Annotated in this window: 18 protein-coding genes, 2 rRNA genes and 2 riboswitches (1 of these 22 cut by a window edge); of the genes, 15 read left to right on the forward strand and 5 right to left on the reverse strand. The window is 69.2% G+C overall.

Features of this window, described 5'->3' with window-relative positions; all coding sequences use genetic code 11:
* From OG702_RS32745 to OG702_RS32800, 12 genes are all read left to right on the forward strand, one after another.
* Nucleotides 1–2,888 (forward strand): 23S ribosomal RNA (locus OG702_RS32745); it begins 237 nt to the left of the window's first position.
* 102 nt (nucleotides 2,889–2,990) lie between these two features.
* Nucleotides 2,991–3,107 (forward strand): 5S ribosomal RNA (gene rrf / locus OG702_RS32750).
* 110 nt (nucleotides 3,108–3,217) lie between these two features.
* A complete protein-coding gene (locus tag OG702_RS32755) occupies nucleotides 3,218–3,826 on the forward strand; it encodes a CDP-alcohol phosphatidyltransferase family protein (protein WP_327292572.1) in 609 nt (202 codons plus the stop codon).
* A gap of 23 nt (nucleotides 3,827–3,849) precedes the next feature.
* Entirely contained in the window at nucleotides 3,850–6,345 is a 2,496-nt protein-coding gene (locus tag OG702_RS32760; RefSeq protein ID WP_327292573.1) for a mannose-1-phosphate guanyltransferase, read from the forward strand.
* 97 nt (nucleotides 6,346–6,442) lie between these two features.
* On the forward strand, nucleotides 6,443–7,384 hold the full coding sequence (locus OG702_RS32765; RefSeq protein WP_327292574.1) for a DUF881 domain-containing protein: 942 nt from the start codon (nucleotides 6,443–6,445) through the stop codon (nucleotides 7,382–7,384).
* Nucleotides 7,384–7,716 (forward strand): small basic family protein, encoded by a 333-nt coding sequence (locus OG702_RS32770; protein ID WP_033175851.1) that lies wholly within the window; start codon nucleotides 7,384–7,386, stop codon nucleotides 7,714–7,716. The genes OG702_RS32765 and OG702_RS32770 overlap by 1 nt, the downstream gene beginning before the upstream one ends.
* 7 nt (nucleotides 7,717–7,723) lie before the next feature.
* On the forward strand, nucleotides 7,724–8,563 hold the full coding sequence (locus OG702_RS32775; protein WP_327292575.1) for a DUF881 domain-containing protein: 840 nt from the start codon (nucleotides 7,724–7,726) through the stop codon (nucleotides 8,561–8,563).
* Nucleotides 8,564–8,921: 358 nt separating this feature from the next.
* On the forward strand, nucleotides 8,922–9,455 hold the full coding sequence (locus tag OG702_RS32780; RefSeq protein ID WP_327292576.1) for an FHA domain-containing protein: 534 nt from the start codon (nucleotides 8,922–8,924) through the stop codon (nucleotides 9,453–9,455).
* Between the two features lie 47 nt (nucleotides 9,456–9,502).
* Nucleotides 9,503–10,267 (forward strand): transcriptional regulator FtsR, encoded by a 765-nt coding sequence (gene ftsR / locus OG702_RS32785; protein ID WP_327292577.1) that lies wholly within the window; start codon nucleotides 9,503–9,505, stop codon nucleotides 10,265–10,267.
* Between the two features lie 92 nt (nucleotides 10,268–10,359).
* Nucleotides 10,360–10,833, forward strand: coding sequence for a bifunctional nuclease family protein (locus tag OG702_RS32790; protein ID WP_031518684.1), 474 nt, complete (start codon nucleotides 10,360–10,362; stop codon nucleotides 10,831–10,833).
* Between the two features lie 317 nt (nucleotides 10,834–11,150).
* Nucleotides 11,151–11,702 carry a MerR family transcriptional regulator gene (locus OG702_RS32795; RefSeq protein WP_442814754.1) on the forward strand — a complete coding sequence of 184 codons (552 nt, stop codon included), beginning with the start codon at nucleotides 11,151–11,153 and terminating at the stop codon, nucleotides 11,700–11,702.
* 137 nt (nucleotides 11,703–11,839) lie between these two features.
* The gene (locus OG702_RS32800; RefSeq protein ID WP_327292579.1) at nucleotides 11,840–13,210 is read left to right on the forward strand and encodes a DNA polymerase IV; all 1,371 of its coding nucleotides are present in this window, start codon (nucleotides 11,840–11,842) and stop codon (nucleotides 13,208–13,210) included.
* A 30-nt stretch (nucleotides 13,211–13,240) separates the two neighbouring features.
* On the opposite strand, the gene OG702_RS32805 is transcribed toward OG702_RS32800, so the two are convergent.
* On the reverse strand, nucleotides 13,241–13,633 hold the full coding sequence (locus OG702_RS32805; RefSeq protein WP_327292580.1) for a PRC-barrel domain-containing protein: 393 nt from the start codon (nucleotides 13,631–13,633) through the stop codon (nucleotides 13,241–13,243).
* Between the two features lie 121 nt (nucleotides 13,634–13,754).
* Nucleotides 13,755–13,864: riboswitch (glycine riboswitch) on the forward strand.
* Nucleotides 13,865–13,987, forward strand: a riboswitch (glycine riboswitch).
* 60 nt (nucleotides 13,988–14,047) lie between these two features.
* Here OG702_RS32805 and gcvP point away from each other — a divergent pair.
* Nucleotides 14,048–16,948 (forward strand): aminomethyl-transferring glycine dehydrogenase, encoded by a 2,901-nt coding sequence (gcvP, locus tag OG702_RS32810; protein ID WP_327292581.1) that lies wholly within the window; start codon nucleotides 14,048–14,050, stop codon nucleotides 16,946–16,948.
* A 99-nt stretch (nucleotides 16,949–17,047) separates the two neighbouring features.
* Here gcvP and OG702_RS32815 read toward each other — a convergent pair whose 3' ends face one another.
* Nucleotides 17,048–17,254, reverse strand: coding sequence for a DUF5999 family protein (locus OG702_RS32815; RefSeq protein ID WP_327292582.1), 207 nt, complete (start codon nucleotides 17,252–17,254; stop codon nucleotides 17,048–17,050).
* Between the two features lie 281 nt (nucleotides 17,255–17,535).
* Complete coding sequence (locus OG702_RS32820) at nucleotides 17,536–18,123, reverse strand: hypothetical protein (protein WP_327292583.1); 588 nt, start codon at nucleotides 18,121–18,123, stop codon at nucleotides 17,536–17,538.
* Between the two features lie 472 nt (nucleotides 18,124–18,595).
* On the opposite strand from OG702_RS32820, the gene OG702_RS32825 reads away from it, so the two are divergent.
* Nucleotides 18,596–20,083, forward strand: a complete 1,488-nt coding sequence (locus tag OG702_RS32825; RefSeq protein ID WP_327292584.1) for a glutamate--cysteine ligase — start codon at nucleotides 18,596–18,598, stop codon at nucleotides 20,081–20,083.
* A 90-nt stretch (nucleotides 20,084–20,173) separates the two neighbouring features.
* The gene (locus OG702_RS32830; RefSeq protein WP_327292585.1) at nucleotides 20,174–20,959 is read left to right on the forward strand and encodes a CPBP family intramembrane glutamic endopeptidase; all 786 of its coding nucleotides are present in this window, start codon (nucleotides 20,174–20,176) and stop codon (nucleotides 20,957–20,959) included.
* 13 nt (nucleotides 20,960–20,972) lie between these two features.
* Here OG702_RS32830 and OG702_RS32835 read toward each other — a convergent pair whose 3' ends face one another.
* Entirely contained in the window at nucleotides 20,973–21,794 is an 822-nt protein-coding gene (locus OG702_RS32835; protein ID WP_327292586.1) for a PhzF family phenazine biosynthesis protein, read from the reverse strand.
* Nucleotides 21,795–21,872: 78 nt separating this feature from the next.
* Nucleotides 21,873–22,064, reverse strand: coding sequence for a DUF1059 domain-containing protein (locus OG702_RS32840; RefSeq protein ID WP_327292587.1), 192 nt, complete (start codon nucleotides 22,062–22,064; stop codon nucleotides 21,873–21,875).
* Between the last annotated feature and the right edge of the window lie 4 nt (nucleotides 22,065–22,068).

The raw sequence follows: 22,068 nt of genomic DNA on the forward strand, positions 1-22,068 counted from the left end.
TCCGGGAGTAGTGGCGAGCGAAACCGGATGAGGCTAAACCGTATGCGTGTGATACCCGGCAGGGGTTGCGTATACGGGGTCGTGGGAGTTTCCTTGATCGGTCTGCCGGCCGGTCGGAGAGTCAGAAACCGTTTGTGTAGGCGAAGGACATGCGAAAGGTCCGGCGTAGAGGGTAAGACCCCCGTAGCTGAAACATGAGCGGCTCTCTTGGAGATCACCCAAGTAGCACAGGGCCCGAGAAATCCTGTGTGAATCTGGCGGGACCACCCGTTAAGCCTAAATATTCCCTGGTGACCGATAGCGGATAGTACCGTGAGGGAATGGTGAAAAGTACCGCGGGAGCGGAGTGAAATAGTACCTGAAACCGTGTGCCTACAAGCCGTGGGAGCGTCGCATCAAGTGCTTGCATTTGGTGTCGTGACTGCGTGCCTTTTGAAGAATGAGCCTGCGAGTTTGCGGTGTGTTGCGAGGTTAACCCGTGTGGGGTAGCCGTAGCGAAAGCGAGTCCGAATAGGGCGGTTGAGTAGCACGCTCAAGACCCGAAGCGGAGTGATCTAGCCATGGGCAGGTTGAAGCGGCTGTAAGAGGTCGTGGAGGACCGAACCCACCAGGGTTGAAAACCTGGGGGATGACCTGTGGTTAGGGGTGAAAGGCCAATCAAACTCCGTGATAGCTGGTTCTCCCCGAAATGCATTTAGGTGCAGCGTCGTGTGTTTCTTGCCGGAGGTAGAGCACTGGATAGGCGATGGGCCCTGCCGGGTTACTGACCTTAGCCAAACTCCGAATGCCGGTAAGTGAGAGCGCGGCAGTGAGACTGTGGGGGATAAGCTCCATGGTCGAGAGGGAAACAGCCCAGAGCATCGACTAAGGCCCCTAAGCGTACGCTAAGTGGGAAAGGATGTGGAGTCGCAGAGACAACCAGGAGGTTGGCTTAGAAGCAGCCATCCTTGAAAGAGTGCGTAATAGCTCACTGGTCAAGTGATTCCGCGCCGACAATGTAGCGGGGCTCAAGCGTACCGCCGAAGTCGTGTCATTCGTACATATAGGGCCAACGCCTGTACGGATGGGTAGGGGAGCGTCGTGTGCCGGGTGAAGCCGCGCCGGAAGGCAGTGGTGGACGGTTCACGAGTGAGAATGCAGGCATGAGTAGCGATACAAGAGTGGGAAACTCTTGCGCCGATTGACTAAGGGTTCCTGGGTCAAGCTGATCTGCCCAGGGTAAGTCGGGACCTAAGGCGAGGCCGACAGGCGTAGTCGATGGACAACCGGTTGATATTCCGGTACCCGCTGTAAAGCGCCCAGTGCTGAACCAGGCGATGCTAAGTCCGTGAAGCCGCCTCTGATCTCTTCGGAGTGAGGGGGAGTGGTGGAGCCGACGGACCAGACTTGTAGTAGGTAAGTGATGGGGTGACGCAGGAAGGTAGTCCAGCCCGGGCGGTGGTTGTCCCGGGGTAAGGGTGTAGGACGTCATCCAGGTAAATCCGGGTGGCAATAGTCTGAGACCTGATGCCGAGCCGATTGTGGTGAAGTGGATGATCCTATGCTGTCGAGAAAAGCCTCTAGCGAGTTTTATGGCGGCCCGTACCCTAAACCGACTCAGGTGGTCAGGTAGAGAATACCGAGGCGTTCGGGTGAACTATGGTTAAGGAACTCGGCAAAATGCCCCCGTAACTTCGGGAGAAGGGGGGCCATGTCTGGTGATCCGATTTACTCGGTGAGCTGGGTGTGGCCGCAGAGACCAGCGAGAAGCGACTGTTTACTAAAAACACAGGTCCGTGCGAAGCCGTAAGGCGATGTATACGGACTGACGCCTGCCCGGTGCTGGAACGTTAAGGGGACCGGTTAGTCACATTTTGGTGTGGCGAAGCTGAGAACTTAAGCGCCAGTAAACGGCGGTGGTAACTATAACCATCCTAAGGTAGCGAAATTCCTTGTCGGGTAAGTTCCGACCTGCACGAATGGCGTAACGACTTCTCGACTGTCTCAACCATAGGCCCGGTGAAATTGCACTACGAGTAAAGATGCTCGTTTCGCGCAGCAGGACGGAAAGACCCCGGGACCTTTACTATAGCTTGATATTGGTGTTCGGTTCGGCTTGTGTAGGATAGGTGGGAGACTGTGAACTCCAAGCGCCAGCTTGGGGGGAGTCGTCGTTGAAATACCACTCTGGTCGTGCTGGATGTCTAACCTCGGTCCGTGATCCGGATCAGGGACAGTGTCTGGTGGGTAGTTTAACTGGGGCGGTTGCCTCCTAAAGGGTAACGGAGGCGCCCAAAGGTTCCCTCAGCCTGGTTGGCAATCAGGTGTTGAGTGTAAGTGCACAAGGGAGCTTGACTGTGAGACTGACGGGTCGAGCAGGTACGAAAGTAGGGACTAGTGATCCGGCGGTGGCTTGTGGAAGCGCCGTCGCTCAACGGATAAAAGGTACCCCGGGGATAACAGGCTGATCTTCCCCAAGAGTCCATATCGACGGGATGGTTTGGCACCTCGATGTCGGCTCGTCGCATCCTGGGGCTGGAGTCGGTCCCAAGGGTTGGGCTGTTCGCCCATTAAAGCGGTACGCGAGCTGGGTTTAGAACGTCGTGAGACAGTTCGGTCCCTATCCGCTGCGCGCGTAGGAGTCTTGAGAAGGGCTGTCCCTAGTACGAGAGGACCGGGACGGACGAACCTCTGGTGTGCCAGTTGTCCTGCCAAGGGCATGGCTGGTTGGCTACGTTCGGGAGGGATAACCGCTGAAAGCATCTAAGCGGGAAGCCTGCTTCGAGATGAGGGCTCCCACCCACTTGATGGGGTAAGGCTCCCAGTAGACGACTGGGTTGATAGGCCGGATGTGGAAGCCCTGTAAGGGGTGGAGCTGACCGGTACTAATAGGCCGAGGGCTTGTCCTCAGTTGCTCGCGTCCACTGTGTGGTTCTGAAACAACCAGCCACCACACACCCATACCCCCTATGGCGGGGTGGTTGGGTGGTGTGGTGTGTGTTTCATGGTGTTTCGGTGGTCATAGCGTTAGGGAAACGCCCGGTTACATTCCGAACCCGGAAGCTAAGCCTTTCAGCGCCGATGGTACTGCAGGGGGGACCCTGTGGGAGAGTAGGACACCGCCGAACAATTATTAGAGGCCTGGCCTCGGATCCTTGATCCGGGGCCAGGCCTTTTTTGTGCCTGGGGTAGAGTCGGCCCGCAACGTACGCACGTAGATACAGCAGGAGGGGACCCGGTGGAGGTCCAGGAGACACGGGTGCAAACGGATCGGATCTTCACGGTCCCGAACATCCTGAGTATGGCCCGCCTCGTCGGTGTGCCGGTGTTCCTGTGGCTGATTCTGTGGCCCGAGTTCGGCGGCCCGAAGGCCGACGGGTGGGCGCTGCTGGTGCTGGCGTTCAGCGGGGTGAGCGACTACCTGGACGGCAAGCTGGCCCGCCGCTGGAATCAGATCAGCAACCTCGGCCGGCTGCTGGATCCCGCCGCTGACCGGCTGTATGTGCTGACCACGCTGGTCGGACTGACCTGGCGGGGGATCCTGCCTCTGTGGGTCACCCTGCTGCTCCTCGCCCGTGAGGCGATGATGGCGGTGATGCTCCTGATTCTCCGGAGACACCGCTACGGCCCACCCCAGGTGAACTTCATCGGGAAAGCGGCTACCTTCAACCTCATGTACGCCTTTCCGCTGCTGCTGCTGAGCGACGGCAGCGGGTGGCTTGCGACACTGGCGGCTGTTTTCGGCTGGGCGTTCACAGGTTGGGGTACAACCCTGTACTGGTGGGCAGGGATCCTCTACGTGGTGCAGGTCCGCCGACTTGTGAGCGCGGACACCACGGCTGGCTGAGTCACGAGGAGGATGTTTCCGACATGAAAGCGGTTGTTATGGCCGGCGGCGAAGGTACCCGCCTTCGCCCAATGACCTCAAGCATGCCCAAACCTCTGCTCCCAGTGGTGAATCGGCCGATCATGCAGCACGTTCTGACGCTGCTCAAGAGGCACGGGCTCACTGAGACGGTCGTCACAGTCCAGTTTCTCGCATCCCTGGTGAAGAATTATTTCGGGGACGGCGAGGAATTCGGAATGGAGCTGACCTACGCGAACGAGGAGAAGCCGCTCGGTACCGCGGGCAGCGTCAAGAACGCCGAGGACGCCCTTAAGGACGATTCGTTCCTGGTGATCTCAGGCGACGCGCTCACGGATTTCGACCTCACTGAGCTGATCGAGTTCCACAAGCAGAAGGGCGGACTCGTCACCGTCTGCCTGACCCGCGTGCCCAATCCGCTGGAGTTCGGCATCACGATCGTCGACGACGAGGGCCGGGTCGAGCGCTTCCTGGAGAAGCCGACCTGGGGCCAGGTGTTCTCCGACACGGTGAACACCGGTATTTACGTGATGGAGCCCGAGGTCTTCAACTACGTCGAGGCCGACGTGCCGGTCGACTGGTCCGGTGATGTCTTCCCGCAGCTGATGAAGGAAGGCAAGCCCATCTACGGCTTCATCGCCGAGGGCTACTGGGAGGACGTCGGCACCCACGAGAGCTACGTGAAGGCGCAGGCGGACGTCCTCGAAGGCAAGGTCGACGTCGACATCGACGGCTTCGAGATCGCGCCCGGCGTGTGGGTGGCCGAGGGCGCGGAGGTCCATCCGGACGCGGTGCTGCGCGGACCGCTGTTCATCGGTGACTACGCCAAGGTCGAGGCCGGCGCGGAGATCCGCGAGCACAGCGTCATCGGATCCAACGTCGTGGTGAAGACAGGCGCGTTCCTGCACAAGGCCGTGATCCACGACAACGTCTACATCGGCCCGCAGACCAACCTGCGCGGCTGTGTGATCGGCAAGAACACCGACGTGATGCGGGCCGCCAGGATCGATGACGGCGCGGTGATCGGCGACGAGTGCCTGATCGGCGAGGAGTCGATCATCGCGGGCACGGTGCGGGTCTACCCGTTCAAGACGGTGGAGGCCGGCGCCTTCGTCAACACCTCGGTCATCTGGGAGTCGCGCGGTCAGGCGCACCTGTTCGGCGCCCGCGGGGTCTCCGGCATCCTGAACGTCGAGATCACCCCCGAGCTGGCCGTACGGCTGGCGGGGGCGTACGCGACGACGCTCAAGAAGGGCGCCACCGTCACCACCGCACGTGACCACTCCCGTGGTGCGCGTGCGCTCAAGCGGGCGGTGATCTCGGCGCTGCAGACCAGCGCGATCGAGGTGCGCGACCTGGAGAATGTCCCGATGCCGGTTGCGCGCCAGCAGACCGCCCGCGGCAGCGCGGGCGGCATCATGATCCGTACCTCGCCGGGCCGGCCCGACTCGCTCGACATCATGTTCTTCGACGAGCGGGGCGCCGACCTGTCCGCGGCCGGCCAGCGCAAACTCGACCGGGTCTTCTCCCGGCAGGAGTACCGCAGGGCCTTCCCCGGCGAGATCGGCGACCTGCGGTTCCCCTCGACGGTCTTCGACTCGTACACCGGTGCGCTGCTGCGTGCGGTGGACATCTCGGGTATCGCGGAGTCGGGCCTCAAGGTCGTGGTGGACGCCGCCAACGGCAGCGCGGGGCTCGTGCTGCCGTCGCTGCTCGGCCGGCTCGGGGTCGACGCACTGATGGTCAACCCCGGCCTGGACGAGGCGCGCCCCACCGAGACCGAGGAGGGACGCAGGGCGGGGCTGGTACGGCTCGGCGAGATCGTGTCGTCGGCGCGGGCCGCCTTCGGTGTGCGTTTCGACCCGGTCGGCGAGCGGCTGTCGCTGGTGGACGAGCGCGGCAGGATCGTGGAGGACCACCGCGCGCTGCTGGTGCTGCTGGACCTGGTGGCTGCGGAGCGGCGCAGCGGGCGGGTGGCGCTGCCGGTGACCACGACCAGGATCGCCGAGCAGGTGGCCGCCTACCACGGTACCCAGGTCACCTGGACGACGACGTCGCCCGACGACCTGACCCGGGTCGGCCGTGAGGAGGGCACGATCTTCGGCGGTGACGCCCGCGGCGGCTTCATCGTGCCGGAGTTCAGCAGCGTCTTCGACGGTTCCGCGGCCTTCGTGCGGCTGATCGGCCTGGTGGCGCGCACCCAGCTCACCCTGAGCCAGATCGACGCCCGTATCCCGCAGGCCCACGTCCTCAAGCGGGACGTGCCGACCCCGTGGGCGGTCAAGGGCATGGTGATGCGCCGGGTGGTCGAGGAGGCCGGCGAGCGCTCGGTGGACACCACGGACGGCGTGCGGGTGGTGGAGTCGGACGGGCGCTGGATCATGGTGCTGCCCGACCCGGCGGAAGCGGTCACCCACCTGTGGGCGGAGGGCCCGGACGACGGCTCGGCGCAGGCGCTGCTCGACGAGTGGTCGCAGGTCGTGGAGGGCGCCGGGGAGTGACCCCGCGCTGAGCGGCGGGGCGGCTCCGGCGTGAACGCGCGCCCGGACGGCGGACCTTGAGGGGGCCGTTCGAGTGCGGTGGTCACGACGTGCGACGATGTGCGGCATGCCGCAGCCGCAACCCGATCGGAGCAGCCCCGCCAAGGGGGCTGCTCCGCGGCGGCCCGACGCGTCGATGTCCCTGCTCACTAACGTGATGGAGCACAGCCTCGACGACGGGTACGCCGAGGCGGCGGCCCGTCGTGGCCAGGTCGGCACGTCGCGGCTGCCCACCTCGCTCAGCGGCCGGCTCGGACTGGCCGGCGGCCTGCTGCTTGCGGCGGTCGTGGTCACCGTGGGGGCCGCCGAGGCCCACCGGGCGGCGCCCACCGAGGCCAAGGAGCGGCAGAAGCTGATCGACCGGGTCCAGTCGGAGACCAGGAGCGCGGACAGCCTGCAGAAGAACGTGGACGGCCTGCGTGACACCGTGTCTTCGGAGCAGCGTGCCGCGCTGCACGACCACGGCGGCGACGACAGCGCGCTGCTCGAACTGCTGGCGGGCGCGACGCCGGCCGGCGGCCGCGGGGTGAAGCTGGTCGTGGACGACGCCAAGGAGGCGTCCCAGGGCGACGCCGGCGGCCCGCGGGAGAGCAGCGGCTTCGCCGACACCGGACGTGTCCGCGACCGGGACATGCAGCGGGTGGTCAACGGCCTGTGGGCGTCCGGCGCGGAGGCGATCAGTGTCAACGGGCAGCGGTTGACGGCACTGTCGGCGATCCGGGCCGCGGGGGACGCCATACTGGTCGACAACAGACCGCTGGCGCCGCCGTATACGGTGCTGGCGATCGGTGACGGGGAAAAGCTGAGCACGGCTTTCCAGGACAGTGCGGACGGTCAGTATCTGCACGCGCTGGAGCAGAACTACGGGATCCGGGCGAGCGTCACCGTGGAGAAGGACGTCCGCCTGGCGGCCGCCCCGAGCCTGATCGTGCGGTACGCCCGGCCGGTCGCGGGCAGCAGCGGGCAGGCGGACACCGCCGCAACAGGGAAGGGTTCGTAGTGATCGCCGTACTGGGCCTCGTCGTGGGAGTCGTGGTCGGACTGGTGGTGCGCCCTGTCGTGCCCACCGGAGTCGAACCGTACCTCCCCATCGCCGTGGTCGCCGCGCTGGACGCCGTCTTCGGCGGGTTGCGCGCGATGCTCGACGGGATCTTCGACGACAAGGTCTTCGTGGTCTCCTTCCTGTCCAACGTCGTCGTGGCCGCGCTGATCGTCTTCCTCGGCGACAAGCTCGGGGTGGGCGCGCAGTTGTCGACCGGTGTGGTGGTCGTGCTCGGGATCCGGATCTTCTCCAACGCGGCGGCCATCCGCCGCCACGTCTTCCGGGCGTGACCGCGGTATGAGCGACGAGCGCAACGACGACCCGGGCCGCGGCGAGGCCGAGGAGCCGCCCGCCCCGCAGGAGGCAGCGGCGGACCGCACGACGGACGAGCCGGAGCAGCCGGCCGCGCCACAGCCCAGCGGCCGGCAGCGGCTGGTCGCTGGCCTGTGGCCGCCGCGGGCCTCCCGCGCCCAGCTGACGGTGGCGGTGCTGCTGTTCGTGCTGGGCCTGGGCCTGGCCATCCAGGTGAACACGACCAGCGACAACGGCGGCACCCTGCGCGGCGCCCGCCAGGAGGACCTGGTCCGCATCCTCACCGAGGTGGACAACCGCACCCAGCGCCTGGAGGACGAGAAGCGCGGCCTGGAGACCCAGCGCACCGAGCTCCAGTCCAGTTCCGACCAGGCCGCGGAGGCGCTCAAACAGACCCGCCAGAAGGAGCAGCAACTCGGTATCCTGGCGGGCACGGTCGGGGCCCAGGGGCCCGGCATCACGCTGACGATCACCGACCCGCACGGCGGTGTCGCCGCGGACTCGCTGCTGGACACCCTGCAGGAACTGCGGGCGGCCGGTGCCGAGGCGATCCAGATCAACAACGTGCGGGTGGTCGCGGACACGTACTTCACCGACGGTACGGACGGGGTGCGGATCGACGGCCATCAGGTGTCCCAGCCGTACGTCTTCAAGGTGATCGGCAATCCGCAGGATCTGGAGCCGGCGCTGAACATCCCGGGCGGGGTGGTGCAGACGCTGGAGAAGGAGCAGGCCACGGCAGATGTGGTGAGGTCGCAGAAGATCGTCGTGGACGCCTTGCGGCCGTCGAAGCAGCCTGACTACGCTCGGTCGTCATCCCGATGAGGCGGGGGGTCGGGGCGTCGGTGGACTGTGGTGTGGTGGAAACTGTGTGTAGTGAGGGTTCGTCCTGCCTTACGGGCGGGTCTGCGTCTTTCAAGGGGAATCGCCCGTGAAGTTGTTTGGGAAGTTGTTCGGCAAGAGTGCGCGGCAGTCGGGTGACCCGGCGACCGCACGGCACCGCGCGCCACGGAGCACGCCGGAGGACGAGCAGTCCGCCGACCGCCCGCTGTTCAGGAACGACGGGCAGGGCAGGAGCGGCGGATACTCCGGTGCGCCCGGCGTGGCGCCTGTTGACCCTGCGTCCTCCGCTCGCATAGGTTCCGGAGAACCATCGACCTCGACCACGGGTGGAGGGTTCGGTTTGCCGGTCTGCGGCAGGTGCGGTTTCACGAATGCGGCGGCCAGCCGCTTCTGCTCCAACTGCGGTGCCCCGCTGCGGCCGGGCGGTGCTCCGTCCGAGCGCGCGTCGGAGACCACGTCCACGATCTCGATCTCGGGTATCGAGGCGTACGAGGCGGAGGCCACCGGCCAGACCGTCATGCCGTCCCTGTCGCCCGAGGCGCAGGCCGCCGTCGACGCGCTGCCCCCGGGCTCCGCGCTGCTGGTGGTGCGCCGCGGCCCGAACTCGGGCAGCCGCTTCCTGCTGGACGGCGAGCTGACCACCGCGGGCCGGCATCCGCAGAGCGACATCTTCCTGGACGACGTCACCGTCTCCCGGCGGCATGTCGAGTTCCGCCGCGGCCCCGACGGCTACTTCACCGTCTCCGACGTGGGCAGCCTGAACGGCACCTACGTCAACCGGGAGCGGATCGACGCGGTGCTGCTTTCCAACGGCGACGAGGTGCAGATCGGCAAGTACCGGCTGGTCTTCTACTCGAGCCTGCGGGGCATCTGACTCCTCCCGGGCCGTCCGGGGGGATCCCACCCTCCAGAGAGGTGCTCATGCCGCGAACGCCGGGCGGTGCCGGGGACGGCACCGCCACCACGGACGGCGCACTGCTGAGCATCGGCGCGGTGCTGGGGCAGCTGCGGGACGAGTTCCCCGAGGTCACCATCTCCAAGATCCGCTTCCTGGAGGCGGAGGGCCTGGTCGAACCGCAGCGCACCCCCTCGGGGTATCGGAAATTCGCTCCTGAGGACGTGCGGCGGCTCGCCTACGTCCTGCGGGTGCAGCGGGACCACTATCTGCCGCTGCGGGTGATCAAGGAGCATCTGGCCGGGCTGGACCGGGGCGAGCAGCCGGTACTGCCCGGCCGGGCCGGTGACGAGGTGGACGGGCAGCCGCACGACGGCGCGCGGCCGCAGGATGGCCCCGAGGAGGCCCTGCGTGGCCCCCAGGAGCTCCGGCTGGGCAGGGAGGCGCTTCTGGCGGCGACCGGGGCCGGCGCGGCCGAGCTGGACCAGTGGGAGTCCTACGGGCTGGTCGAGGCGGGCGGCGACGGCGGCTACGACGCCGACACGGTGGTGATCGGCCGGCTCATCGCCGATCTGGGCCGCCGCGGCCTGGAACCGCGGCATCTGCGGGCGGTGAAGGCCGCCGCGGACCGGGAGGCCGGCCTGGTGGAGCAGCTGGTGGCGCCGCTGCGCAGGCACCGCAACCCGCAGACCCGCCGACACGCCGAGATCACCGCGGAAGAGCTGGCCGAGCTGTCGGTTCGGCTGCATGCGGCCATGGTGCGGTCAGCACTGCGATTGCGGCTGCGCTGACCGGGGAATTCCCGCTGCTCGGAGGACACCCGCAGGCGGCGCCCGGGGTGCCCGACTACCCAAACCCGGCGGGCACGTCCTAGGGTTGACGTGTGAACGAGCTCGATGTTGTGGGTGTCCGGGTGGAAATGCCCTCCAATCAACCGATCGTGCTCCTGCGTGAAGTGGGAGGCGACCGGTACCTGCCCATCTGGATCGGGCCGGGCGAGGCCACCGCCATCGCCTTCGCGCAGCAGGGAATGACACCTGCGCGACCGCTGACGCACGACCTCTTCAAGGATGTGCTCGAAGCTGTGGGGCAGACGCTCACCGAGGTCCGCATCACCGACCTGCGGGAAGGTGTCTTCTACGCCGAGCTGGTCTTCGCCAGCGGCGTGGAGGTCAGCGCCCGCCCGTCGGACGCCATAGCGCTCGCGTTGCGCACCGGTACGCCGATCTACGGCAGTGACGGTGTGCTGGACGACGCGGGGATCGCGATCCCGGACGAGCAGGAGGACGAAGTGGAGAAATTCCGCGAATTCCTCGATCAGATCTCGCCGGAGGATTTCGGCACCAGCAACCAGTGATCCGGCGCGGGCCCGGCTGTGCGCCGGGCCGGCCCGGCGGGCCGACCGATCGGCACGGCCGGCTGGGCAAGCTTGCCCTGTGAGGCCATTCGGGGAGCCGTTCCCGGTGCCGATCACATCAAACCACTCGTGGGGTCAATTTCACTCGGCGTGCCGAGTGTGGCGATCGTTGACGCACCCCGAGTGACTGCCTACCGTCGAAGTGGAAAGTCCCGTGGCACGTGCACGCGGTGTTCGGGACGTGAGGGACGGAGGGCGGCGTGAGAAGCACCGGCGACGGTTCGGCGGTCGGCGGCCCCTATCCGCCCTTGGGGGCACTGGCCCGCGCCGCGGAACCGGGGACGGCGGGACCGGCACCCGTCGGCGACCCCGAGCCGGAGCAGGTCGGCTATCGCGGCCCCACGGCCTGCGCGGCCACCGGCATCACCTACCGCCAGCTCGACTACTGGGCGCGGACGGGCCTGGTCGAGCCCAGCGTCCGCCCGGCGTACGGCTCGGGCACCCAGCGGCTCTACAGCTTCCGCGACGTGGTCGTGCTCAAGATCGTCAAGCGGCTGCTCGACACCGGTGTGGCCCTGCAGAACATCCGGACGGCGGTACGCCACCTGCGCTCGGTGGGCCCGGCCGAACTGGCCAGGATGACCCTGATGAGCGACGGCGCCACCGTGTACGAGTGCACCTCGCCCGCGGAGGTGGTCGACCTGCTCCAGGGCGGCCAGGGGGTCTTCGGGATCGCCGTCGGCGTGGTCTGGCGGGACGTGGAGAGCTCGCTGTCCGAGCTGCACGGCGAGCGGGTGGACACCGGCGAGACGCTGGTCGGCCACAATCCGGCGGACGAGCTGGCCAGGCGGCGCAACCGGGCGGTCTGAGCCGCCCGCGGCGGGACGCCGACGTGCGCGGCGGCCGGTGACGTGGCCGCGCCGGTGGCCGCTGCCGGGGGCTCCGGCGGACGCCGTGCCGTACAGGTGTACGGCGATTGTCGGCGGTGTGCGGCACGATCGGTGGTGTGAGAAGTACGCCGACCATCCTCCATCTGGACATGGACGCGTTCTTCGCCGCGGTCGAGCAGGCGTCCAAGCCGAGCCTGCGGGGCAAGCCGGTGGTGGTCGGCGGGCTCGGACCCCGCGGCGTGGTGGCGACCGCGTCCTACGAGGCGCGCGTGCACGGCGTGCACTCGGCGATGGCCATGGCGCACGCCCGGCGGCTGTGCCCCAACGCCGCCTATCTCCTGCCGCGCTTCGGCGTCTACCGGCGGATCAGCGACACCGTGATGGCCCTGCTCTGCGAGGTGTCGCCGCTGATAGAGCCGCTGAGCCTGGACGAGGCCTTCGTCGACCTGGAGGCCGGCGACCTGGCCGGCGACCCGCGGGCGGTCGCCGAGCGGCTGCGGGCCGACATCATGGCCGCGACCGGGCTGACCGCCTCGGTCGGCCTGGCCGGCTCCAAACTGCTCGCCAAGATCGCCTCCGAGCAGGCCAAGCCGGACGGCCTGGTGGTGGTCGAGCCGGGCACCGAGCGCGCGCTGCTCGACCCGCTTCCGGTACGCACCCTGTGGGGCGTCGGCCCGGCGACCGCCGAGCACCTGCGGCGGGCCGGCATCCTCACCGTCGCCGAGATCGCGCAGGCCGGTGAGCCCGAGCTGGTCCGGCTGCTCGGCAAGGCGCACGGCAGCTCGCTGCACGCGATGGCCGCAGGCCTCGACAACCGACCGGTGGTCGCCGACCGGGACGTGAAGTCCATCTCCGTCGAGGACACCTTCGACACCGACCTGACCGACCGGGCCCGGGTGCGGTACGAGATCGACCGGCTCGCCGACCGCTGCGCCCAGCGGCTGCGCGGTGCAGGCCGCTCCGGGCGGACGGTGGTGGTGAAGATCCGGCGGTACGACTTCTCGACCCTCACCCGCTCCGAGACGCTGCGGGCGCCCACCGACGACCCGGCCGTGGTCAAGGAGACCGCCCGCAGGCTCGCCGAGGCCGTGGACACCACCGGCGGGGTGCGGCTGCTCGGCGTCGGCGTGTCCGGACTGGCCGACTTCACCCAGGAGGACCTCTTCGCCCAGGCCGCCCAGACCCGCCGCGAATCCGGCCCCGGCGCCGAGCCCGACAAGGACGCCCCTCCGGAGCTCCCGGTCACCCCGCCGCCGGAACCGGAGCAGGCCCACCGCTGGCTGCCGGGCCAGGACGTCGAACACGCCGAACACGGTCCCGGCTGGGTCCAGGGCAGCGGGGTCGGCCGGGTGACCATCCGTTTCGAGGTGCCCTCGGACGCGGTGCCCGGCCGGGTGCGGACCTTCCCGGTCGACGACCCCGCATTGTCCAGGTCCGAGCCGATCCCGCTGACCGGCCGCCCGACCCCGGCCGGCCATGCCGGCTGAGCGGCCCCGCGCCCGATCCGGGCTGCCGCGCTAGGTGCTGTCGCCCGGCCGCGGGTCGCCGCCGGCCAACTCGCCGAAGTCGCGCGGCGGTCCGTCGCCTGCCTCCGCGACCGGCACCTGCATGCCGTAGTGGTGGTAGAGCTGCAGCTCCTGCTCCGGCGACAGGTGCCGCCCCACGCCGAAGTCCGGTGCGTCCCTGATCAGCGACTTCTCGTACGGCACCCGCAGACCGTCGTCCACCACCTCGCTCGGCTCCAGCGGCACGAACGCGTCGCGGCTGAAGAAACCGGTCCGCACCGCCGCCCACTCCGGCGTACCGGTCGCGTCGTCCAGATACACCTCGTCCACCGTGCCGATCTTCGCGCCGTCGCGGTCGAAGGCGCGGCGGCCGATGAGGCTTCGCGGATCGATGTCGGTCTGCACGGTCCCTCCAACCAAAGACGACAGCTGTTGGTACCACCAAAAGCCACATCAGGGGTGATGTCGACCGGAATGTCGGACCGGCGGCCCCCCGGAAGGCGCTGGTAGGCTGGACAACGGCTGCAGACCCCGTGCGGGAGAGTCCTTCGAGAGCGTGCCGCAGTGGCATCTCGGAGGCGCCGAAGGAGCAAATCCTCCCCGGAATCTCTCAGGCATCCGTACCGCAGGGGCGAGGTCACTCTGGAAAGCAGGACCCGCCCCGTGAGCACCGTTCGTGGGACAGGTCTTCACCGAAGGTGAAAGCCGTCCCGTGCAGGGGCGGTGAAGCTCTCAGGTACTGATGACAGAGGGGGAGGCCGTACGGGTGCCCGCGCCGGGTACCCCCGAAGGTCGTCGCTGACCAGGAGGCCTCCGCAGATGACTGATCCGACCCCCCGCCGCACCCCGCTCGCCGACCTCGAAGCGGGCCTGCCCTTCGCGCGCCGCCACATCGGCCCGGACGCCGCGGACCAGGCCAAGATGCTCGCCCAGGTGGGTTACGGCTCGCTCGACGAGCTCACCGACGCGGCCGTACCGGACACCATCAAGAGCGCCGCCGCCCTCGCGCTGCCCGCCGCCCGCACCGAGGCGGAGGTGCTGGCCGAACTGCGTGCGCTGGCCGACCGCAACCAGGTGCTCGCCCCGATGATCGGCCTGGGGTACTACGGCACCTTCACCCCGCCGGTGATCCTGCGCAACGTCCTGGAGAATCCGGCCTGGTACACGGCCTACACGCCCTACCAGCCGGAGATCTCGCAGGGCCGGCTCGAAGCCCTGATCAACTTCCAGACCGTCGTCGCCGACCTCACCGGCCTGCCCACCTCCGGCGCCTCCCTGCTGGACGAGAGCACCGCCGCGGCCGAGGCGATGGCGCTGTCCCGGCGGGTCGGCAAGGTGAAGGACGGCGTCTTCCTGGTCGACGCCGACACCTTCCCGCAGACCACCGCCGTGATCGGGACGCGGGCCGAGCCGGCCGGCGTCGAGGTCGTGGTGGCCGACCTGACCCACGGCATCCCCGCCGAGGTCGCCGAGCGCGGCGTCTTCGGCGTGCTGCTGCAGTACCCCGGTGCCTCCGGAGCCGTACGCGACCTAAGGCCGGTCATCGAGCGGGCGCACGAGCTGGGCGCGGTCGTCACGGTGGCCGCGGACCTGCTGGCGCTGACCCTGCTCACCTCGCCCGGCGCGCTCGGCGCGGACATCGCGGTCGGCACCACCCAGCGCTTCGGCGTCCCCATGGGCTTCGGCGGGCCGCACGCGGGATACATGGCGGTGCGCGAGGCCTACGCCCGCAACCTGCCCGGACGCCTCGTCGGGGTCTCGGTCGACGCCGACGGCGACACCGCCTACCGGCTGGCGCTGCAGACCCGCGAGCAGCACATCCGCCGGGAGAAGGCCACCAGCAACATCTGCACCGCACAGGTGCTGCTCGCCGTGATGGCCGGGATGTACGCGGTCTACCACGGCCCCGAGGGCCTGGCGCAGATCGCCCGCCGTACCCACCGCTACGCGGCCGTGCTGGCCGCGGGGCTGCGGGCGGCCGGTGTGGAGATCGTCCACGAGGGTTACTTCGACACGCTCACCGCCCGGGTGCCGGGCCGGGCCGCCGAGGTGGTCGCCGCGGCCCGCGCCGCCGGCGTGAACCTGCGGCAGACCGACGCCGACCTGGTCGGCATCGCCTGCGACGAGACCACGAACCGCGCCGCGCTGACCGCCGTGCTGGCCGCCTTCGGCGCCACCGGCGACATCGACGTCGACGCGCTCGACGAGGCGGCGCCGGACGCGCTGCCCACCGCCCTGGCGCGTACCGAGGCCTACCTGACCCACCCGGTCTTCCACCTGCACCGCAGCGAGACCGGGATGCTGCGGTATCTGCGCCGGCTCGCCGACCGCGACTACGCGCTGGACCGCGGTATGATCCCGCTCGGCTCCTGCACCATGAAGCTCAACGCCACCACCGAGATGGAGCCGGTCACCTGGCCGGAGTTCGGCGCGCTGCACCCCTTCGCGCCCGCCGAGCAGGCCGAGGGCTACCTGACGCTGATCCGCGGCCTGGAGGACCAGCTCGCCGAGGTCACCGGCTACGACAGGGTCAGCCTGCAGCCGAACGCCGGATCGCAGGGCGAGCTCGCGGGCCTGCTCGCGGTGCGCGCCTACCACCGGGCGAACGGCGACACCGCCCGTACGGTCTGCCTGATCCCGTCCTCCGCGCACGGCACCAACGCGGCCAGCGCCGTGATGGCCGGCATGAAGGTCGTCGTGGTCAGGACCGGCCAGGACGGTGACGTGGACGTGGACGACCTGCACGCCAAGATCGAGCAGCACCGCGACCGGCTGGCCGTGCTGATGGTCACCTACCCCTCCACCCACGGCGTCTTCGAGGACAACATCACCGACATCTGTGCGACCGTGCACGACGCCGGCGGCCAGGTGTACGTCGACGGGGCCAACCTCAACGCGCTGGTCGGCCTCGCCCGCCCCGGCCGCTTCGGCGCCGACGTCTCGCACCTCAACCTGCACAAGACCTTCTGCATCCCGCACGGCGGCGGCGGCCCGGGCGTCGGCCCGGTCGCGGTACGCGCGCACCTGGCGCCGTATCTGCCCAACCACCCGCTCCAGCCCGCCGCGGGCCCCGCCACCGGCGTCGGCCCGGTCTCGGCGGCGCCCTGGGGCTCGGCGGGCATACTGCCGATCTCCTGGACGTACGTGCGGCTGATGGGAGCCGACGGCCTCAGGCAGGCCACCCAGCAGGCCGTGCTGAGCGCCAACTACGTCGCCAGGCGCCTGGAGCCGCACTTCCCGGTGCTCTACACCGGCCCCGGCGGGCTGGTCGCCCACGAGTGCATCATCGACCTGCGCCCGCTGGCCAAGGAGACCGGCGTCAGCGTCGACGACATCGCCAAGCGGCTGATCGACTACGGCTTCCACGCGCCGACCATGTCCTTCCCCGTCGCGGGCACCCTGATGATCGAGCCGACCGAGAGCGAGGACCTGGCCGAGCTCGACCGCTTCTGCGACGCGATGATCGCCATCCGCGGCGAGGTCGACCGGGTCGGGTCCGGCGAGTGGCCCGCCGACGACAACCCGCTGCGCAGCGCCCCGCACACCGCGGCGGCGCTGGGCGGTGAGTGGGAGCACCCGTACAGCCGGCAGGAGGCCGTCTTCCCGGCCGGGGTGTCGGCGGCCGACAAGTACTGGCCGCCGGTGCGGCGCATCGACGGCGCCTTCGGTGACCGCAACCTGGTCTGTTCCTGCCCGCCGCTGGACGCCTACGACCACTGACCGGCACGGTCGGCGCGGCAGCGGCCGCAGACATGGCGAAGCCGGTTCCCTGGCGGACGGGGAACCGGCTCGGTGTGCCGCGGCGCGACGGTGCCGGCGTCAGGCCGCGGTGGTGATGTGCTGGGTGCCGAGCGGCCGGTGCGGGGCGATGATCTGCCCGTCCGGCAGCAGCTCCCCGGTGTCCTCGAACAGCAGCACGCCGTTGCACAGCAGGCTCCAGCCCTGCTCCGGGTGATGGGCCACGGTGAATGCGGCCTCACGGTCGGGGCCTTCTGCGGTCGGGCACTTCGGCTCGTGCTGGCACATGGGTCGAGTCTCTCGCTGCGTGAGGTGAGTGGTGCTATGGGTCGCGCGGTCTGATTGATGCATCTGCGTCCCCCGATTGTGCGTGCGGCCGCTCCCAGTCTTGCCCTCCTGGCGTCAATCCGCAGGGATTTCCTCCAGGCGGTGCCCCATGAGGAAGGACGTGTCACCCACCCGGGCGGTTGCCGTCACCGTCCGTTCACGGCCGGCGGCGTGTTCACGCACATGACGGTGCCCCGCGGCCGTCCGCGGCCGCGGGGCACCCCTTCGGTGGTGCGCGGGTGTCAGGCGGGCGAGCCCATCAGCGGGGGCGGTGCGAGCCGCACGCTCAACGCCGACGCCAGTTCGGTCAGCCGGTGCACCCGGTGCGGGGCGATGCCGGGCGGTGCGGGCGCCAGCGGCACCAGCAGGTCGTCCGGGTCCGGCTGGGCGGTCGCGGCTTCGGCCCGCGCGTCGCAGTGCAGCCACAGCGCCAGCATGTAGAGCCCCGGAACCGACAGCAGATGGGGCTGGTACGTGGCCGGCAGCGTCTCCGCCTGATGCAGCGCCCGCTCGATCGACGCGAGGAACGGTCCCTCGGAGAACCGCGAGAACACCCAGCCGTCGGGAGTCACCACGGTCTCACCCGCAGCGGCCACCCGGGCACCCGCCCTGATATGGAACCGCCAGCCGGTCAGCCGCGCCTGGGGCAGTGCTCCCGGAACGGTCGCAGGCTCGAACACATGGACAGGCAGTGGGTGTTCGGCGGCCAGCGGCCCTTCCGCGGTCCGCAGCGCCGGCGTCCTGGCTTCCAGGACCGCGGTGGGCGAACTGAGCGCGGCAAGGACGCTCAGCAGGGCTGGGGCAGGTGCTGGGGAAACAAGCAGCGGCATGATGTCGCCTCTCACTGGGAGACACGTGGTGCGGGGAGAGCGGTGGGCGGACGGCACGGTCGCTTCGATGCTCTGTGGGAGACCTCTCAGGCACGTCCGGCGACGGCGGATGCTTAGCCTTGTGCGCGGAGTTTATACGACCTGTGTTCGCTCCGTGTTTCGTCTAGTCGCGACCAGTATTACGCGCAAGGCGATAATTCGCCTTCTTCCGCGGACGTGTCGACGGCATTCCCGCAGCGTATGGGGAGGGCGGCGCATATTTCTGCCCGCCACGGACGGCCTGATCCCGTCGGTCATTTCACCCGTACTCCGGCAGGGCCCATGGCATTGGAATGTGCCGCTGGAACGTGCGCGGATGGCTGCTACAGCAAGCCTAGCGTGCAGTCGTGGTGCAGTGTGGCGTTATCGATCATTTGGGTGGGCATCCTCCGATGGGTGGCCACGGGACGGCCGTACGAGAAGGGATGCGTCTATGGGGGAGAAGGTCGTCGCCAGCGGGTTCGACCCGGCTGACCGCGGGCGGTACCGGCACAAACTCCAGCAGTGCCTGCTGGGACTGGAGCGGCTGCTGGAGGCGAAGCGATTCGACCGGCCGCGCAATCTCATGGGCCTGGAGATCGAATTGAATCTCGCGGATTCCGCGGGACTGCCTCGCATGATGAACGAAGAAGTGCTCGAGCGCATCGCGAGCCACGATTTCCAGACCGAGCTCGCCCAGTTCAACATTGAAGTGAACATTGCGCCGCACCGGCTTTCCGGGCCCGTACTCGACCGGCTCGCCGAAGAACTGCGGACCGGGCTTGCATACGCCGACCGGAGGGCGGGCGAGGTCGGCGCGCACATCGTGATGGTCGGAATTCTGCCCACCCTGGAACCGCAGGACCTGGTGTCCACCAACCTGTCGCGCGCCGACCGCTACATGCTGCTCAACGACCGCATCCTGGCGATGCGCGGCGAGGACATCACGCTGGACATCCAGGGCGCGGAACACCTGGTCTACGCCTCGACGTCCATCGCGCCCGAGGCGGCCTGCACGTCCACCCAGATGCACCTGCAGGTCACCCCCGGCCGTTTCGCCGCGGTCTGGAACGCCGCCCAGGTGGTCTCCGGGCCGCAGGTCGCAGCCGGCGCCAACTCGCCGTTCCTCTTCGGCCGCGAGCTGTGGCGGGAGACCCGTCCGGTGCTCTTCCAGCAGGCCACCGACACCCGGCCGCAGGAGCTGCGTACCCAGGGCGTGCGCCCGCTGACCTGGTTCGGCGAACGGTGGATCGACTCGCCCATGGACCTGTTCGCCGAGAACGTCCGCTACTTCCCGGCGCTGCTGCCGATCTGCGACGACGAGGACCCCTTGCGGGTGCTGGACGACGGGGGAGTGCCTGCGCTGCGCGAGCTGACGCTGCACAACGGCACGATCTACCGCTGGAACCGCCCGGTCTACGCGGTCGTCGACGACGTCCCGCACCTGCGGGTGGAGAACCGGGTCCTGCCGGCCGGGCCCACCGTGGCCGACGTGCTGGCCAACGCCGCCTTCTACTACGGCCTGGTCAGGGCGCTGGCCGAGGCGCCACGCCCGGTCTGGCACCGGCTGCCCTTCGGGGCCGCGGCCGCCAACTTCGAGGCGGGCTGCCGGGACGGCATCGGCGCGGTCATGCACTGGCCGCGCGGCCGCGGCAGCCTGGTGGAGATCCCCGCCGCCGACCTGATCAGGGACGAGCTGCTGCCGCTGGCGGCGGCCGGGCTGGACGCCTGGGGCATCGAGCCCGCCGACCGCGACCTCTACCTCGGCATCATCGAGGAGCGCTGCCGGCTGCGCACCAACGGCGCCGAGTGGCAGTCGGCGACCTTCCACCGGCTGCTGGAGCGCACTCCCGACCGGCGGGCGGCGCTGGCCGCCATGACCCAGCGCTACGCCGAGCACATGCGGGAGGGCGAGCCGGTGCACCGGTGGCCCGTGCTGTGAAACCGGCGGCCCGACGGGGGGTGGCTCCGCGACCGGGGGCGGGATCTTCGTATCTTGTCCGGAGACACCCACGCCGTCGGAGGGCCCCGCATGATCACAGAGCCGCACCAGGTGGACGCGGGGCTGCCGAACCGGACGCTGCGCAACGAGACGCTGATCGTGCTGGCCATCTCGCTGGGCGCCAGCGGCGTGTCGGCGCTCATCAGCTTCATCGGCTCGGTCACCAGACCGGGCGCGCTGAAGAACCAGGCGGCGACGCTGGTCGGCTCCTTCGCGCCGAACCGGCCGTGGCTCGACCTGGCCTGGCAAGTCTTCTCCATCGCCAGCGCGCTGGTGCCGGTCGCCCTGGTCGCCCACCTGCTCGGCCGGGAGCGGGCCGGCATGCGCTCGATCGGCTTCGACCTGACCCGCCCGCGGCTGGACCTGGCCCGCGGGGCCGCGGTCGCCGCGGTGATCGGCGGTACGGGCCTGGCCTTCTACCTCGGCGCGCGGGCGGCCGGCTTCAACCTCACGGTGGTGCCCGAGTCGCTGCCGAACGTCTGGTGGAAGATCCCGGTGCTCGTCGCCTCCGCGGTGCAGAACGCGGTACTCGAAGAGGTGATCGTGGTGGGGTACCTGCTGCGCCGCCTCGACCGGCTCGGCTGGACACCGATGGCCGCGCTCGCCGCCAGCGCCGTGCTGCGCGGCTCCTACCACCTCTACCAGGGCATCGGCGGTTTCGTCGGCAACATGGCGATGGGCGTCGTCTTCGTGCTGCTCTACCGCCGCTGGGGCCGGGTCGGACCGCTGGTCGCCGCGCACTCCCTGATCGACACGGTCGCTTTCGTCGGCTACGCGCTGCTGGCGGGGAAGGTCGGCTGGCTGCCCACCGGCTGACCTTCCCCCGCCGCTAAGGAACCGCGTGCAGTTCGCCGTCGATCACGGTCACCGCGGACCCGGTCAGCAGCACCCGTGCGCCGTCCAGCCGGGTACGGACCAGGCCGCCGCGGGCGGAGGCCTGCAGACCGGTCAGCTCCGCCCGGCCGAGACGCTCCGACCAGAACGGCGCCAGCGCGGTGTGCGCGCTGCCGGTGACCGGATCCTCGTCGATGCCGACCGCGGGGAAGAAGCCGCGGGAGACGAAGTCGTAGCCGGCCGCGGGGTCGGCCGCGGCGGCGGTGGCGACCACCCCGCGCCGCGAGAGCCGGGCCAGCACGGCGAGATCGGGGGCCAGCGCCCGTACCGCCGCCTCGTCGGCGACCTCGACCAGCAGGTCACCGCAGTCGGGGCCGGTGTCGAGCACGGTCAGCGGGACCGCGCCCAGCGCCTCGGCGAGGCCGTCGGGCGCCGGCGTCGGCGTGAGCGGGGCGACCGGGAAGTCCAGGGTGATCGTGCCGTCGCCGTCCGCGTCGGCGGTCAGCACGCCCGCCCTGGTACGGAACGCGATCACCCCGTGTGCCGCGCCCGTCGTCCGCAGCACATGGGCGGTGGCCAGCGTGGCATGGCCGCACAGCCCCACCTCGGTGGTCGGGGTGAACCAGCGCAGCGCCCACCCGGCGTCCGGCGCACCCGTCAGCGGGTGGGCGAACGCCGTCTCGGACAGATTGACCTCGGCCGCGACCTGCTGCAGCCAGCGGTCGCCGGGAAAGCCGTCCGAGTCCAGCACCAGCACCCCGGCGGGATTCCCGGCGAAGGGACGGTCGGTGAACGCGTCGACGATACGGATACGCATGGCGTGAGCGTAGCGACCGCGAACCGTCGATACCCGCGTTGGCCCGCAAAGCCCCGGCAGCCCGACGCGGTGGACGGGTCAGGTGTGCTGGGGCACGTCGTCCTTGAGGCTGGAACGGATCTCCTCGCGCAGATCCGGGGTGTCGCTGTGCCCGTGCACCGAGACCGCGTGCTCGCTCGCGGCACGGACGACCTCGTCCTCTTCACCGGAGATCGTGAGGGTGCAGGTTGTGTCGCTCGGGACCTGCCTGCAGTCGGCGACCTTGCGCATGGCG

It is taken from the genome of Streptomyces sp. NBC_01198 (assembly GCF_036010485.1).
Classification (GTDB): Bacteria; Actinomycetota; Actinomycetes; order Streptomycetales; family Streptomycetaceae; genus Actinacidiphila.